The 15,380-nt window shown below is 46.4% G+C and carries 14 protein-coding genes; 5 read left to right on the forward strand and 9 right to left on the reverse strand.

Annotation, left to right across the window (positions count from 1 at the left end):
* Nucleotides 1-108: 108 nt before the first annotated feature.
* From B157_RS39140 to B157_RS0126480, 4 genes are all read right to left on the reverse strand, one after another.
* Nucleotides 109-291 carry a hypothetical protein gene (locus B157_RS39140; RefSeq protein WP_020606334.1) on the reverse strand — a complete coding sequence of 61 codons (183 nt, stop codon included), beginning with the start codon at nt 289-291 and terminating at the stop codon, nt 109-111.
* 427 nt (nt 292-718) lie between these two features.
* Nucleotides 719-1,516 carry an anti-sigma factor family protein gene (locus B157_RS0126470; RefSeq protein ID WP_020606335.1) on the reverse strand — a complete coding sequence of 266 codons (798 nt, stop codon included), beginning with the start codon at nt 1,514-1,516 and terminating at the stop codon, nt 719-721.
* Between the two features lies 1 nt (nt 1,517).
* Nucleotides 1,518-2,129 carry an RNA polymerase sigma factor gene (locus B157_RS0126475; RefSeq protein ID WP_020606336.1) on the reverse strand — a complete coding sequence of 204 codons (612 nt, stop codon included), beginning with the start codon at nt 2,127-2,129 and terminating at the stop codon, nt 1,518-1,520.
* Between the two features lie 952 nt (nt 2,130-3,081).
* Nucleotides 3,082-5,487, reverse strand: coding sequence for an ABC transporter permease (locus B157_RS0126480; RefSeq protein WP_020606337.1), 2,406 nt, complete (start codon nt 5,485-5,487; stop codon nt 3,082-3,084).
* A gap of 454 nt (nt 5,488-5,941) precedes the next feature.
* Here B157_RS0126480 and B157_RS0126485 point away from each other — a divergent pair, with 454 nt between their 5' ends.
* The 4 genes from B157_RS0126485 to B157_RS0126505 all read left to right on the forward strand — a co-directional run bounded on the left by B157_RS0126485 (nt 5,942) and on the right by B157_RS0126505 (nt 9,179).
* Nucleotides 5,942-6,262 (forward strand): hypothetical protein, encoded by a 321-nt coding sequence (locus tag B157_RS0126485; RefSeq protein ID WP_026308982.1) that lies wholly within the window; start codon nt 5,942-5,944, stop codon nt 6,260-6,262.
* A 908-nt stretch (nt 6,263-7,170) separates the two neighbouring features.
* Nucleotides 7,171-7,551: a LytR/AlgR family response regulator transcription factor gene (locus tag B157_RS0126490; protein WP_026308983.1), complete on the forward strand. Its 381-nt coding sequence runs from the start codon at nt 7,171-7,173 to the stop codon at nt 7,549-7,551.
* Between the two features lie 63 nt (nt 7,552-7,614).
* Entirely contained in the window at nt 7,615-8,439 is an 825-nt protein-coding gene (locus tag B157_RS38565) for a hypothetical protein (RefSeq protein ID WP_157618600.1), read from the forward strand.
* A 14-nt stretch (nt 8,440-8,453) separates the two neighbouring features.
* The gene (locus tag B157_RS0126505; protein WP_020606342.1) at nt 8,454-9,179 is read left to right on the forward strand and encodes a hypothetical protein; all 726 of its coding nucleotides are present in this window, start codon (nt 8,454-8,456) and stop codon (nt 9,177-9,179) included.
* 172 nt (nt 9,180-9,351) lie between these two features.
* On the opposite strand, the gene ruvA is transcribed toward B157_RS0126505, so the two are convergent.
* The 5 genes from ruvA to B157_RS36050 all read right to left on the reverse strand — a co-directional run bounded on the left by ruvA (nt 9,352) and on the right by B157_RS36050 (nt 14,178).
* The gene (gene ruvA / locus B157_RS0126510; RefSeq protein ID WP_020606343.1) at nt 9,352-9,948 is read right to left on the reverse strand and encodes a Holliday junction branch migration protein RuvA; all 597 of its coding nucleotides are present in this window, start codon (nt 9,946-9,948) and stop codon (nt 9,352-9,354) included.
* A 140-nt stretch (nt 9,949-10,088) separates the two neighbouring features.
* Entirely contained in the window at nt 10,089-11,633 is a 1,545-nt protein-coding gene (locus tag B157_RS0126515) for a lytic transglycosylase domain-containing protein (protein ID WP_020606344.1), read from the reverse strand.
* Nucleotides 11,634-11,696: 63 nt separating this feature from the next.
* The gene (gatA, locus tag B157_RS0126520) at nt 11,697-13,136 is read right to left on the reverse strand and encodes an Asp-tRNA(Asn)/Glu-tRNA(Gln) amidotransferase subunit GatA (RefSeq protein ID WP_020606345.1); all 1,440 of its coding nucleotides are present in this window, start codon (nt 13,134-13,136) and stop codon (nt 11,697-11,699) included.
* A 175-nt stretch (nt 13,137-13,311) separates the two neighbouring features.
* Nucleotides 13,312-13,512 carry a Sec-independent protein translocase subunit TatA/TatB gene (locus tag B157_RS0126525; RefSeq protein WP_020606346.1) on the reverse strand — a complete coding sequence of 67 codons (201 nt, stop codon included), beginning with the start codon at nt 13,510-13,512 and terminating at the stop codon, nt 13,312-13,314.
* Between the two features lie 204 nt (nt 13,513-13,716).
* A complete protein-coding gene (locus tag B157_RS36050) occupies nt 13,717-14,178 on the reverse strand; it encodes a YkvA family protein (protein WP_020606347.1) in 462 nt (153 codons plus the stop codon).
* 192 nt (nt 14,179-14,370) lie between these two features.
* Between B157_RS36050 and mdh the strand changes: the two genes are divergently transcribed.
* Complete coding sequence (gene mdh, locus B157_RS0126535; protein ID WP_020606348.1) at nt 14,371-15,312, forward strand: malate dehydrogenase; 942 nt, start codon at nt 14,371-14,373, stop codon at nt 15,310-15,312.
* The last annotated feature ends 68 nt before the right edge of the window (nt 15,313-15,380 follow it).

The raw sequence follows: 15,380 nt of genomic DNA on the forward strand, positions 1-15,380 counted from the left end.
ATTACCCACTCACGTTGAAAGATAGCCACTGAGCAATCTCATTTTTTGAAGTAAAAAATCCCTGACCAGCAGCTAGGCAGGGATTTTTAATGCGGAAAGTAGATAAAATCAGGCCTGATAATCACTGAACAGCAATAGCTCCTGACCAATTTTTCGGTTGATCTCTTTGAGTAATCGTGCGTGCGTTACCAATCTGCCTGCTCGTGATGAAGTGCCATAGTTGTCGGTGTACTGAGAGCCTTGCGGTGAATTATTAATATCGGCCATCAGTATTTCCAGTACATGATTCATGTGTTGACGCAACTTGTTTAAACTACGTATACGGCCTGACTTCTCTACAGACGAAGCTACTGTCGAATCTGCATACCTATTGCAATTCCTGTCCCGTAAAATCGCATTGATTTTACCATGGTAACAGTGGAATTCCTCGGTTGCCTGTATCCATTCCAAAATAGTCGTATTAACTTCTGAGGTTGTCGTAACGTGTTTCGATGAGATACTTTTCATAGTACAGGTTCTTAAAGTGTTGAATAATTGGCGACACTCGTGCCATAACGTCAAGGACGAGTATCGTATCGTCCAGTTCAAGTAGTATTCTGTTGTTCACTAACTCTACTGAGGCAGCGATTTTTGCTGGTAATGTACATAAGTCGAAGTAACGCGTCAAAATGTAATCGGCAGGCAGCGATTTTTTTTAAAATAGCACTGCCTACCGGTTTTACTTACCAGAATCAGGGACTTCTTTCAGACGAAGTACGTTCAGCTTCACAAGATCGAGCTCCGTTACCGATTCGCTGAATAAATGTTGGGGTGCGTCGTGAATAGACTTAAAGAGGGAATAGGATTCGTTTAACCTGCCTGCACCCAGGTATGCCAGAGCAAGGTAATAGTCTGTTTCTTCCCTGAAATAAACCTCTTTTTGGTACTTATTAACTGCCCGAAGTTCAGTAAACCGGCTGATAGCCTGAACGTATTCATGTTGCTGTAAACAGGCTACTCCTGTCAGAAAATAGTCAATTGGTGCTTTAATGGATAAGGTGTTAAACTGTCGGATAACGGATCCGTAGTTCTCCGACAGATACGCTGAACGTAGGGGAGACAATTGGTCGGCACTACCGCGCACGGTAAGCAATCGATAGGAAATAAATTTATTGGTATAAACCTGGGATTTATCCAGGGCCGCGTACTGGTAGCTACCATACCCAAACAGGGCAATCAAAACGCTGGCCGCAATACGAAGCGCCCATGAGTAATCCCGGCGAACGGGCATGGGCCGTATAACATCCTGGTCATAATCCTGACCAGGATCGGCTCTGATTTCGTCTATGTATTGTTGATGAAGGCCTTTAACTTTAATTGTCAGGGCCCTGTACCGGATGGCTTCACGAGAAATAACAACGCTGTCGAGCAGCCGTTGTAAATCAGCATCCTGCTGCAGGTCTTTCTCCAGTTGCGCTATCTGATCCGGAACTAATTGGTTATCGATGTACTGGTCGAGAAGCTCGATGGTTTCCATATTATTTTGATCGTTGTAAGGCTGATTTGACGTTGTTAATTATGGTGGGCGATTGTTGGATAATGTCGGTTAGTTCTTTGAGGCATTTGTATTTTCTGTTTCGAAGAACCTGTTCGTTTTCGTAACTGGTTTGTTTTAAAATTTCTTTCATCGATAAGTTTTCGTAGTAAAAGAGTGTTAAAATCTGTTTACATTTCTCTCCCATCCGTTCGAAAAGTTCAACGATAAGCACCTGAGCCTCTTTATAAATCAGGAAGTCTGATACATCTTCCTCTTCCTTCTCTCTGCTTGCCTCAAAAAACCCATTTCTTTTAGAATCACTATTTCGCTTTCGCAACTCCGAAATCCAGAGATTCCGGGTAAGGGTATACAAGAAAGAGCGGACACTGGCTTCATTTCTGTACCGCTGTGTTTGAACGATATCAATAAACACGACCAGAACTTCCTGAATAATATCTTCAGCATCCATCTCGTTTCCACTGTTTGTTAGTACAAAATTCTCTAACATACGGTAGTAACTCCGATAGATAAATCCAACAGCATTATCAATATTAGTCCCTGTTTTTATAGCCGTGATTAATTCAGCATCGGAGAAATTTTTAACTGTCTGCACAATGATTAACGTTTGTAAGTCGAAGCAGAAGAATAAATTGTAACCCGTAATTAATAAAAAAATAAAAAATACCTAAGCTGACTGACGTAGGCACTGATAAATACCATCAACTCAAGGGCAGGCATCCCTTGGTAAGTCCTTACTCATTACCTTTTTCATTTACCTTATACAGTAACTGGTCAAACAATTTTATGTCGTTAATTTCAAGGTCAAAAGCCTTTAAATTCTATCCCATTACTTAACTGGCACCCGTATTGCTTTTGTTGACCGTATGGAATATTGAGCCTATTGATTGAACAGGGCTTTCTTGTTCAGATACGGTAAACCGTTGCGGGACAATACCGTATGAAATCGCTGTAGAAGAGCCGTTGTACTACCTCTGAATTCCAGGAACCTGTCTAAAAACCCGATGAACATAGAAAAAGGCATCCGATAAAACGGGAATTTTGTAGTGACCAAACCGCAAAACCTCTCCCTATCAGATGCCTGAGCACAAAACTAACCAGAATGCTCACAAAAAGTATTCCACCTAACACGCTAACCAACCGCACCGGCGACCCGGAATAGAAGCGGCTCAAACCCTCTTACCAACTCCCCAGAAGCAACCTGACGGGCCAGGCCATACCACGCTTGCTTTTGGGGAGGTCATCCGTGTCATACGCAGGGATGTTCCCAGGTCTTGTTGCCCAATGACTATCCCTATCACATGAGCCTCATATCACAGCTACAACTATAGAGCAAGGAATGTTTCTGGGAGTAGATTTACGTCAGATTAGTCAGGAAAGTACGCAAAAGGTGGCTTACGGTTACTCGATTGATGGCTTCGGCCATCTGGTCCCAGACCATTGAGACGACTTAAGTGGGTGGCCTCGAGCGGGTACGTGGACCTATTATTCCTAACTATTTTGCCGGGCTGCCATTACGGGTGAGCCGTGAGTATTTGGACGATATGCTACTCAGTTCGCAAACTCTTCACCGGATTCATCAGGGCGGTCTTTACGACCTGTAAACTCACAACCAGGCCCGTTAGTATTGCCAGTATAAAACCGACACCTACGAAGGGGGGCCAGTCGATTTGGGTGTGATAGGCGTAGTCGGCCAGCCAGTTTGAAACAACCCAGTAGGTAAGTGGACACGCTATAATGTTGGTGATGAGTAACACCCAGCCGTACTCTTTCAGGAATAACCCTATAATGCCAGGCACCGATGCGCCAAGTACTTTACGAATACCGACCTCCTTGGTCCGACGGGCTACACTCAACGAAACCAGCCCGAAGATACCAAGTAGCACGACCAGCAACGCCAGGGCAGTAGCTACATAGGCAGCTTTCTCCAACTGTAATTCGGTGCGGTATAATTTCTGGAGCGTTTGGTCCATAAACGTATAGTCGAAGGGGGCATCGGGAAACAGTATTGTCCATTTCTTTTGAATGGCTTCTAGGCTACGACTGATGTTTCCGGGGTGTATTTTAAAAGACAGGTAGCGGTAAATGGGAACCCCTTTCACGGAAAAAAACACCATCGGCTGAATCGCCTGCTGCATAGAGTTAAAATGAAAATTCCGCGTGATACCGGCAATGGTAAAAAGCCGGGGGTCGCCTATCGCTCGTATCTGCCTTCCGATAGCCTCGTGCGGTTTTTTATAGCCCATTGCCCGAACCGCTTTTTCGTTCATAACCACACTCAGCGAGTCCAGACCACGACTATCGAAAAAACGGCCTTCGACCAGACCAATCTGATAGGTTCTCAGGTAATGCTCATCCACAACCAGGGCTTGCATAGCAACGGCCTGTGTAGAATCAGTACCATTTTTATAGACCATCGGTTGCCCACCGTTGTTGCCATTCGGAATCTCGTGCGAAAGACTGATACTGGCGACCTCGGGCATAGCAGCGAAGATCTGACGCACACTTTCCAGCTTCCGAACGCCAGCCGGGGACCAATCGCGGGGTACCTGCGACGAAACTACATACGCCTGGTTATAGCCCAACTCCTGACCAAAAAAATAATGTACCTGTTGCGTAATGAGGGCTGCAATGATAAGTACAACCGCAGCAATCAGAAATTGAAACCCGACCAGGAACTGGCGAAGACGTATTTTCTGGTTTACGGACTGAAGTTTACTCTTCATAGCATCGAGCACGTTCTGCGACGACAACAAAAAAGCCGGGTACATACCGGCCAGCAAACCAACAAGACCCGCAATGACCAAGGGAATAAACAGGGCGCTGGTTGGCAACGATACCAGTGGCAATAGCGATTTCCCGACAACCTGCTCAAAGGAGGGTTTTGCTATCGGATAGATACCTAAGGAAAACAATGTAGCGCTACCTGACAGGAGCAGTGATTCAGTCAGAAACTGCATGATAAGCTGTTTTCGGGGACTGCCCAGTACTTTCCGGACACCAATTTCCCGCAGCCGGGTGGTAGACAGGCTGACAGAGAGGTTGACAAAATTGACAATCGCCATCAGCAAAATAAACAGCCCTGCCAATGATAGCGTAAATAACATTCGGTTCACCAGACCATTCTCTTTTTGACGGTAATAATCCGTCAGGGCTATGGGTTCAACCCGCAGATTTTGCCGAATGAGTGGGCTGGTGTTCTGGTCGATCAGTCGCTGAATAGGCTCTTTTAACTGAGCCGGCGAAATACCTTCATTTAGTTCGATACAGGAAGGCAAAACCCCGTTTTGCCACGAATCGAAATCACTCCTGTTGAAAAAAGTATAGGTATTAGTAGGGATAAAAAAGGTATTCCTGATTGTGGTATTGATCTGCGTAACCGAATTTTCTGCTATGTCTTTTAGTACGGCTGTAATAGTGAACGGATGGTTTCCCCCGGAAAAATTCTGAATGTCAACTGTTTGACCAACCACATCTGTCCGGCCAAAATAGATGAGAGCTTTTTCGGCAGAAATGACCACCGAAAAAGGGCGTTCTAAAGCCGCCTGGGCATTGCCATGCAGCGTTTCAAAACCGTACATGGAAAGTAGTGTGTTGTCGCCTAGCTGGATACCTTCCCGGAAACGTTTGTTCCCGTTGGAAATCACGGATGTCAGTCCATCCCACCGATAATAGTTGGCAATCAAGGTTGGGTATTCCTCTTTCAGACGTTTGGCCAGCGGAGCCAGGGTAGTAATTTCCTGCCCCATGTTTGGGTTCTTCCAATGGCTAAGAAGTATATATTGCTGCCCGGCATGTCGCAGCGTTCGGTTTACCTGAAATTCACCCCAGACGTAGCTGCCAATCAACAGCGCAAACGTGATACCAACGGCCAGACCAGCAATGTTGAGAAAAGAGTAAAAAGCACGTTTTTGTAAATTCCTGACTGCGATTTTAAGGTAATTCTGAAACATAGGGCGTGCTTTTCGATGATGAACCGTGCCGTGAAGGTATCCAGCACAGCGCTTCGTTCGAGTTGTATTCAGGCTGAACGCCCGTTAAAAAACGTTAATCGCTACGTATCGCCACCAGGCGGGTGTTCGCTTAACATTTTTTAACGATTCAGGAATACAGTAACCTAATAATCAAAGAGTTGAAGAAAGTATTTACAAGAAGAATAAACAAAGGTTATCATTTACAAGACACCACTTTATCCAATACGCTGGAACTGGATTCACTAGCTGAGCACCGACTGCTATTTATCCTGAATCATCGTGAGTCGACTATTTTTTGAAGCCTGATGGCAATGCACGAACAAAATAGAGCTGGAGGGAAATGTTTTTAAACAAACATGAACCCGGTCCGTTTATAGATGCTAGTAACATCTACCTGTTGGTAGGTATACATTCACTAAAACAAACGTTCATTATGAAAAACGCACTGATTGCTGCATCCATCTGCGCTGCACTCGCCTTTACCCAAACCGGATTTGCTCAGGCTGTACAGGAAGGAAAAGCCGCAAAAAAAGAAATGAAAGCTGAGAAAAAAGTAGCAAAAGCAAAGGAGCTAAAATCCAACGCAGCTACGCATAAAGGATTGGAGGTGAAAGGCATTTCGGACCCCAAAACCAGAATGGCTAAAGCTGAAAAGAAAATGGATAAGGCCGAAAAGAAAGAAATAAAGGCCGATTCGAAGGAAATAAAAGCCATTGCTAAAGCTAAAAAGAAGAAAGCAGCCGGAGTTAACTAATAGTAGTTAGCGCATCTCTATACCCAATTCATTGGGTATAGAGATGCGTTTATCAAGGTTTTAGGCCGATTATTTTTCCGGCTGTATGCTACAAATTCCGGGTATATGACTCAGCCTGGAAGTTTAGTGGAAAATCTACAGGAGCAAGGACTCCCCCCTTTCCTATTCCATTAATTCTGTATTTCGAAGAGGCTGATTCAGCGTCACTCTAGGGAGCCATTTCAATTCCAGGCCAACACCCGAATGCGTACTGATTCTGCTACACATCTACCCTTCCATTTGTCCATTACTCCGTACAGAACCAATCGCTTGCTGTACCGTTGCATAGTTTCAACGAAGATCCCGCCCATAGTTGCTTAATTCTACCGAGACGCTCCTAACCTCACACCGCTGCGCCGGAGCATCGGGCTGCTTCTCCTCTATCATCGATTTAAAACGCAGACAATAAGTCGCGCACTTGACTGGTGGGTTCGTTATGGCTTGTCAGGTAACCCAAAAATGCCTGCTCCACCGCCTGCCAATCGTGTTCAGGCTACCCCAGCAACCGACATACTTGCCGACTATAGTAACGAGTTCCTTAAATGAGGACCATTATAGAAAAAAGATTGAGCGACTAAAAAGTACCAGCTACGGGACCGACAATCAATTAGCATTCAGTCATATAACTATAAATACGGCAGATTTCAACGTGGTTCGTTGGTAAAAACTAGGCTTTTATCAAGTCAGAATATCTATTGGTTGATTTCAATACTTTTCTACACAATCACTCCATATTTTTCCTACAAGAACCATCATTATATGACCATGAGCCGGGTAAAGTGCGAATTAAAAAAATTCAGGTAAAAGTGGTTACCTCAGACTAATTGGAATCATTAATTGCTGTATGCTCCACTTTTCTACTTCTATCCATGCCTGTTTCATTACCAGACTGTGTTTTTGTGGTCACCACCAACCAACGATACCAGAAGATCGCCAAAGGTGATATTCTGTATGTTCAGGCCGAGGGTAGTTGGGTTGATATCGTAACGGCCGATAAAACCTACCGCCTGTCTACTAACCTCGGCCAGGTGGAGCCGCAGTTAGATGCTAATTCCTTTAGCCGGGTATCACGCAAGCATATTGTCAATTTACACCATATAACAGCTATTCAGGGTGGGCAGCTTTTTATTGGGGAGGTTGCCGTACTGATTGGTAAACAGTATCGCGAACCCCTGCTGAGCCAATTACCCATTCTACGAACTAAAATGAACCGGCTTGGCCGAACCATTCATACGCCAATAATCGAATAGTTCTCAATAAACTAAAACGAACGAATCACCACCTTACCTGAGCGATTAAAACTAACTATAGACATGAAAACACTACTTCTATTCGCACTGCTTGCTACGGCATCAACGGGTGGCTACGCCCAAACGGCTCCAGCCAAAGCCCCGGCCAGAAAACCGGTAAAAAAGGCAGCCCAATCACCTCCGACTTCCACGAATAAACTTTTACCGTCATCCACGTCCAGTCCGGCCAGAACTACTACCCCGACAAGAACCGCTGCAAGTCCATCCCCATCTTCCCCTTCGACTTCCCCCGCCCGTCCGAACTCGTCGGCCCTGCCTGCTCCTGTTCCAGTCGCTGCTCCTTCTCCGGCTCCTGTAGTTACACAACAGCGGACGAACACGGGTCGTAGCAGAGGGCGTTCCGTCAGTTCAGGTGGACTAGGTTTTCGTGAAGGAGATAAACTACTGAACATCGGTGTTGGTCTATCCTCTTATTACTATGGCCATCCCATTGGCCTTTCGTACGAAGTTGGTATCACAGAGGATATTAGCGTTGGCGGCCAGCTCGATTATAACTCAGGCAGTTATGATGATTATTACGGTTATAATTACCGGTATCGCTATTCGGCTTATTACCTGGGAGCAAGAGGTTCTTATCACTTCAACCGGGTTTTAAATATTAATGAGAATAAGATAGACTTATATGCAGGACTTGGGCTGGGGTACAGGAGCTTTAAGTGGAATGACAGCTACTACGGGTCCGGCTATGGCTATAGTTACGGTAGCGGCCTTTTTCTAAACTACTTCATTGGCGGTAAGTATTATTTTACCAATAAAGTAGGCGCATTTCTGGAACTCGGCTACACAGGTTTATCATCGTCGCGGGTTGGTTTAGCTGTAAAATTTTAATCGGATCTAAAGGCATGAAAACTGCAAAAATTTTAGCTTCCAGCGTAATAGTGCTACTTGTCTTCTGGCACACCGCAGTAGCATTATCATCTAAACTTAGTGTTTGCGGACCATTTCTGGCAAAACCAGCCAAACCTGGTTACGCATGGGTAAATACAAACAATAGCGACGCACGCTTTTTCTGGCAAAGCACCGATCTTGCGTGGCAGGCAGGTATTGCCCATCCCGAATATAGTGCCGAAACAACCGGAACCGAAGGCGTCTGGGCCCCCTTACCCGGTTATTCCTTCGTTGACCAGTCGAAAGACTTACAAACCGTCTGGAAAGCAGGCTTAATCCATCCAGACTATAAGGCTTGGTCTGACGACGTAGAGGGCATGTGGATACCCGTTACTGGGTACAAGTTCATTTATGAAGGCGATACGTTTGTAGAATCGGTCTGGGACCCTAACAAACGATACGATGATTTAAAAGTCATGTCTTTGACCGAACAAGACCGTTATCAGCCTTACCCCGGCTATACATTCAGCAATCCGGGGCAGTCCCTGGATGTAGTCTGGACACCCGGTACAATAAACCCCGATAATTCGCAACTCATCGCTGGTACGAAAGAAGGCACCTGGAATGTAAATTCTAATCGTGTCGCTAGTCGGTCTGGCGGCCGTCGCAGAAACAATAACGGCCTCTGGTTTCTGGGAGGTGTTGCTACTGGCGTTATATTGCGAAGTGTAATTCGTTGATTTGCTATGTAACCTGTAGACTCCCCATCGCCATTTTAGTCCTTCGTTTCAATTAATTACCCGGAGCAAGTCCGAGGCAACTATTGATTTGAAATGAAGGAAACGGCACTATCGCGATATCAGGGTTGAAAGCCTGATATCGCGATAGTGCCGTTTCAACTAGTTCCCCCAATCAGGTTGAGCGCAACGCCCGCCGGATCACTTCTTCTACAGTCAGAGCAGGGTCAGCCTGTAGGGCGTCACTAACACTTTTCTCAGCCGTTGCTTTGGGGAAACCTAAAGCCATCAGAGCAGCCAGGGATTCATCCCAAACCACGTTGCTGGCCGGTTGCTGTTTGTAGGTTGGGCCACCCGTAACCACGCCCGCCCGCTTCATCTTGTCGCGGAGTTCGAGGATGATGCGTTGTGCAGTTTTAGCACCGATACCTTTGATAGCCTGCACCGCCCGAACGTTTTCGCCCAGGATAGCAAGACGCAAATCGCCGGGTTGCATGGCAGAGAGCATTCCCAGAGCGGTATTGGGTCCTACGCCGGAAACACCAATCAAATCCAGAAAAAGCGATTTCTCATCGGCGTTGGCAAAGCCGTACAGCAACTGATTATCCTCCCGGAAAAGATGATGGATAAAAAGTTTTATCCGGTCACCACCGCCGGGCAGAATGGAGTATGTCTGTAGTGAAATGTGAACCATATAACCCACTCCATTTACGTCAATAATAATGTGTGTAGGTTCTTTGTAGGATAAAACCCCATCTAAATAAGCAATCATTCGTTGGTTTGAAAGGCTTGTCAATAAGCCTGTTGTGTGTAAGTAAAGATACGAAAAACCCACGACTTTTTTCCGTAAAGTGTGGGTTCCGTTTTATATGAATATCTGGTTAATCTAGGCGGTCATTGATCAGGATATCACTAGCCAACAATCAATTTCTGCCCCGGGCGGAGTTCATCGCTTTTGATATGGTTCATCTTCTTAAGCTGTTCGATGGTCAGATCATACCGGCGAACGATGTTCCAGAGTGTATCACCACGCTGCACCTGATGATAGCGCGGTTTGTATTGTTTGGCCTTTACCGCAACTTCCTTCTTTTTGGTCGTTTGTTCTTTACGCTCATTCGCCAGCCGTTCGGACCGGGCTTCGGCCTCTCCCCCAATAACCAGTTCCTGTCCCGGCTGAATGGTCGTGGAACTTAATTGATTCCACCGTTTGAGATCGTTCATATCAACCTCATAGCGGTCGGCAATATCGCCGAGGTTATCTCCTTTTCTGACCGTGTACGTTTGCCAGCGGGAGGACTTGCGGCTCACGACCGGTCTGACTTCCTCTTCGTCATCGTTGTTATCGGTATCCGATGAGGCCAGAATCGCTTCTTCCATTCGTGCATTGGCCAACGGGTTCTGGTTAAGCGACGTCCACACACCCATCGAATCGATCCCGTAGCGAACATCTTCGGCATGGGCCAGCAGAACATGCTCCATTTGATAGGGTAGCCGACTGGCCGAATCCATGATGGCCCGGCGATTGGTCGCAAAGTAATTATACTGCTGACGGGGAATTCGCAAAGGATACCGGTTTATGTAATCAGGCAGAATAGTGGTTGTAATGGCCGGGTTCATTTTCTTCAGATCGGCCAGTGGCATTGTACTGTGTTTGGCAAACGTTTCGAGGTTGAAGTAGCCCGTTATCTGAATGGTGTCGTGCGGAATGGGGTACTCATATTTTTGGGCCACGATGTCGTGTTCGTTCGCATAGTTCATCATGTAAGTGAACGTAACGAACAGCGGCACATAGCCACGGGTTTCCTTGGGGAGAGCATCGTAAATGGTATAGAATGAATCTCCTCCAGTACGACGCATGGCCCGTTTTACGGCACCCGGTCCGCAGTTGTAAGCGGCCATAGCCAGTTCCCAGTCTTCAAAAATGTTGTACAAATCCCGCAGGTATTTACAGGCGGCTTCGGTGGCTTTTACCGGGTCCATCCGCTCGTCAATGTAGTCATCCTGATACAGGTGTAACTCGCGTCCGGTACCGGGCATAAACTGCCAGAGCCCACCGGCCCCCGACCGGGAAACAGCCCGTGGCTCCAGAGCCGACTCGACAATGGACAGGTATTTCAATTCATCAGGTAAGCCATATTCTTTTAGGAATCGCTCGTATAGTGGAAAGAAGAGGGGTATACGCTCCAGCATGGTTTGGGCGTAAGCAGGTCGACGAAAAACGAAGAGGTCGATATAGCCCTGAACAGCCGTATGGTAATTCAGCGGAATGGTTTTCTGCAGTTTTACCAGTCGCTCGCGAATTAAACTATCAGGAACACTGGTCACCAATACCACCGTATCCTTACTAACAATTGTAGTGTCCTTTTGAATCGTAGTCTCGGCGCGGGATACAGTTACCATTCCCACTACCACACTCATCAGCCCCAATGTAAACAGGCTACGGTTCAGGTAAGTCATACTAAATTATGGGTTTATGTACGATTTTATAATCATGCTATCCGCCTTCCTCCTTGTGGTGCGTCACGACAACTGCTGCAATAACTTTGCCATAGCAACAAGTTTTCCTTCGGCAAAAGCCGGAGCCATAAGTTGCAATCCAATGGGCAAACCATTGGAGTCGGTCCCATTGGGAATCGATAGGGCCGGGTATCCTATTACATTAGCCTGTACCGTAAAAATGTCAGCCAGGTACATTTGTAGCGGGTCGTCGGTTTTCTCCCCCAGCAGAAACGCCGTTGTGGGCGTAGTAGGCGAGAGTAAAAAATCATACTGCTCAAACAGGCGTTCGGCTTCGTCCCGAATTAATCGTCGTACCTGCTGCGCTTTCGTGTAATACGCATCGTAGTAGCTGGCACTCAGTACAAACGTACCCAGCAAAATCCGCCGACGTACCTCCTTTCCAAACCCTTCTGTGCGGCTTTTTTTGTACAACGACAAAAGATCCATTACCGGTGTATCATTCGATGGTTTACTTCTGTACCCATACCGTACGCCATCAAAACGAGACAGATTAGATGAGGCTTCGGCAGTAGTTAGAATGTAGTATGTTGGCAATAGATAATCTAAAAGGGAAATATCAACGGGTTCTACCACATGCCCTGCTGCTTTGAGGGCATCTATTTTGCGCTGGGTAGCTTCCCGGATGGATTTATCGACGCCCTCACTTGCCACGCCATCCTGTAAATAAGCAATTCGAAGGGGGGTGTCTGGCAGCATACTTTTTGAATAAACCGCAACGGATTGGCTTGATACAGTGCTGTCGAATTCATCGGGACCAGCCATGATTTCGAGCAGCAGAGCAGCATCATCGACCGTGTTGGCAATGGGTCCAATGCAATCGAAGGAAGAGGCATAGGCAATCAAACCCCAGCGGCTGATACGCCCGTAGGTAGGTTTCAGTCCTACTACACCACAGAAAGCGGCTGGCTGCCGAACAGACCCGCCCGTATCGGAACCAATACTGGCCAGACAAAGCCCTGCCTGTACTGCCACTGCCGACCCACCACTCGAACCGCCGGGTACCCGGCTCGTATCGGCAGCGTTCCGAACAGGTCCGAATGATGAGTTTTCATTGGACGAGCCCATGGCAAACTCGTCGCAGTTTTGACGGCCAATAATAATGACATCCTCCTCCAGCAGTCGTTGCACAGCGGTAGCTGTATACTGGGCAGTGAAGGTATCCAATATTTTACTTCCGGCCCGAACGCTGTGCCCGGCGTAACTCAATACGTCTTTCAGGCCAATGACCATACCCCCCAACCGCCCGGCCGTGCCGGACGCCAGTTTTTGGTCGATGATATCTGCCTGCGTCAGGCTTTCATCGGCATAAACTTCCGTAAAAACATTAAGATGTTGATTTTCCCGGATTCGGGCGAGGTATTGCTCCACCAACAGGCGGCAGGTGATAATGCCTGCTTTGAGATCAGACTGAATGGAAGTATAGCTACGGTAAGGAGACACAAGGCAAAAATTTATGGTTTGTAGTTTATCGTTTGTAATTTATGGTTAGCTAACGCATCAGCCAACTATAAACCATAAACCGTAAACTATAGACCATGTACCATAAACTAATAAAAACAGACAATCAGGCGGCTCTGAATAGAACCGCCTGATTGTCTGCTGACTATCATTTATATTACTTGTCTTCTTTCAGGCTATCCTCAATGTTCTCGCGAACATCTTTGGTAGCATCTTTAAACTCTTTAATGCCTTTACCCAGGCCACGTGCCAGTTCAGGGATTTTCTTAGCGCCGAACAGCAGGAGCAGGGCGAGGAAAATGAGGATCATTTCCTGGCCGCCCAAACCCATAATTGCAAAAATGGTTGCCGAAATCATATCTTCTGTGATTTGAATGTATGCAAAATTAACAAAACTCTCTTGTACAATCTATTAAACCTTAGTGAAACTTACGCACTAACCAGCCCTTTAGTTTTAGGTCTATCCGTTAAAGTTTCTAAACTTCGCTTCGGGACCACCGCCGTTCTTCTATAATGGAAACAACTCCTAAGCGGTAAAAATCAAAGCAAAAAAAGGTAGAAATCAACCAATTTTTATGGTTTCCATCCGTTTGGGAGCTGTCTGATGTTGGCTAGCCATAGAATATTCCCATTGCCGGAATTTCTCAATATCATCCTTTATACCACTAAATAACCACAACATCAGGGCAATATCATCACTAAGGCCCACTATGGGTAAAAAGTCAGGTAAAATATCGATAGGTGACACAAAATAGATCAATACCGCAATAATCCGGAGCAGTGTTTTCCAGGGCAATTCCCTATATTCTCCAGATGCATATGCTCTCACCAAACGTGACACAACGCCTAACTGGTCCCGAAATGTAGCAAAATTGGCACCCGATAAGCTACCACTTTTAGCCAGCGCTTCCCGAACTAATTCAAAGAGGCTTCGTTTATCGCGGGCATAACGAGCAGCCCCCGCATTCGCTTTCTTGAAGAAAATTGAGGACAAAATTCGCGTTATCAGACTTTTGTTTTTCATTGAATTTATCGGCTGACAGACTACTTAACGTTCCACTAAAGTAGTCAGGAGTCACTATCTAACCGTTTATCTGCTACTTAATGGATAAACTATTAATCAACCCCATAAGTTTTATTCTGGCTAGATTGGTTTGTCTTAAATGAGGGCAGTACTTTTGCGACTGCTTGTTAATCCTATAATTCTGAATACTATATGAAAGTTACTGTAGTAGGCGCCGGGGCCGTTGGAGCCACTTGTGCCGATAACATCGCCCGCCGGGAACTCGCCCACGAAGTTGTTCTTCTGGACATTAAAGAAGGTATCAGCGAAGGCAAATCACTGGATATGCTACAGGCATCCACCCTGCTCGACTGCGATATCAAACTAACCGGTTCTACCAATGATTACGAAAAAACCGCTGGTTCGGATGTAGTTGTTATCACGTCGGGCCTGCCGCGCAAGCCGGGCATGACCCGCGAAGATTTGATTGGTATCAATGCAGGGATCGTGAAGGGAGTTACGGAAAACATTCTGAAACACTCGCCCGATGCTATTTTTATTATCATCTCGAACCCGATGGATACGATGACGTATCTGGCGTTGAAATCATCGGGACTTCCAAAAAATCGGGTAATTGGTTTGGGTGGTGCCCTGGATTCGGCCCGCTTCAAAACGTACCTGTCGCTGGCAATGAAATGCTCATCGAATGATTTACAGGCTTCGGTTATCGGCGGTCATGGCGACACGACGATGATTCCACTTACTCGGCTGGCTACCAAAGCGGGCGTACCCGTCAGTAACTTTCTGGACGATGAGACGCTGAAAAAAGTTGCTGCCGATACAATGGTGGGTGGCGCAACACTAACAGGTCTGATTGGTACCTCCGCCTGGTACGCACCGGGTGCCGCTGGTGCCTATATGGTGGAAGCCATCGTTCGCGACCAGAAGCGGGTAATTCCATCCTGCGTATTGCTCGAAGGCGAATACGGTCAGTCGGATATTTGCATGGGCGTTCCGGTCGTATTGGGCCGCAACGGCTGGGAAGAAATTATTGACTATAAACTCAACGACGAAGAGCAGGCTGCTTTCAACAAGTCAGCCGATGCGGTCCGGAACATGAACAACGTGTTGAGTACCCTGAACATTGGTGTGTAGTTTTTGAGTAAGTTGTTGGTCTAGAAATTAAAATCCCCGCCAGGCTTATGGCGGGGATTTTTTGTAGG

The sequence above is a fragment of the Spirosoma spitsbergense DSM 19989 genome (assembly GCF_000374085.1).
GTDB lineage: Bacteria > Bacteroidota > Bacteroidia > Cytophagales > Spirosomataceae > Spirosoma > Spirosoma spitsbergense.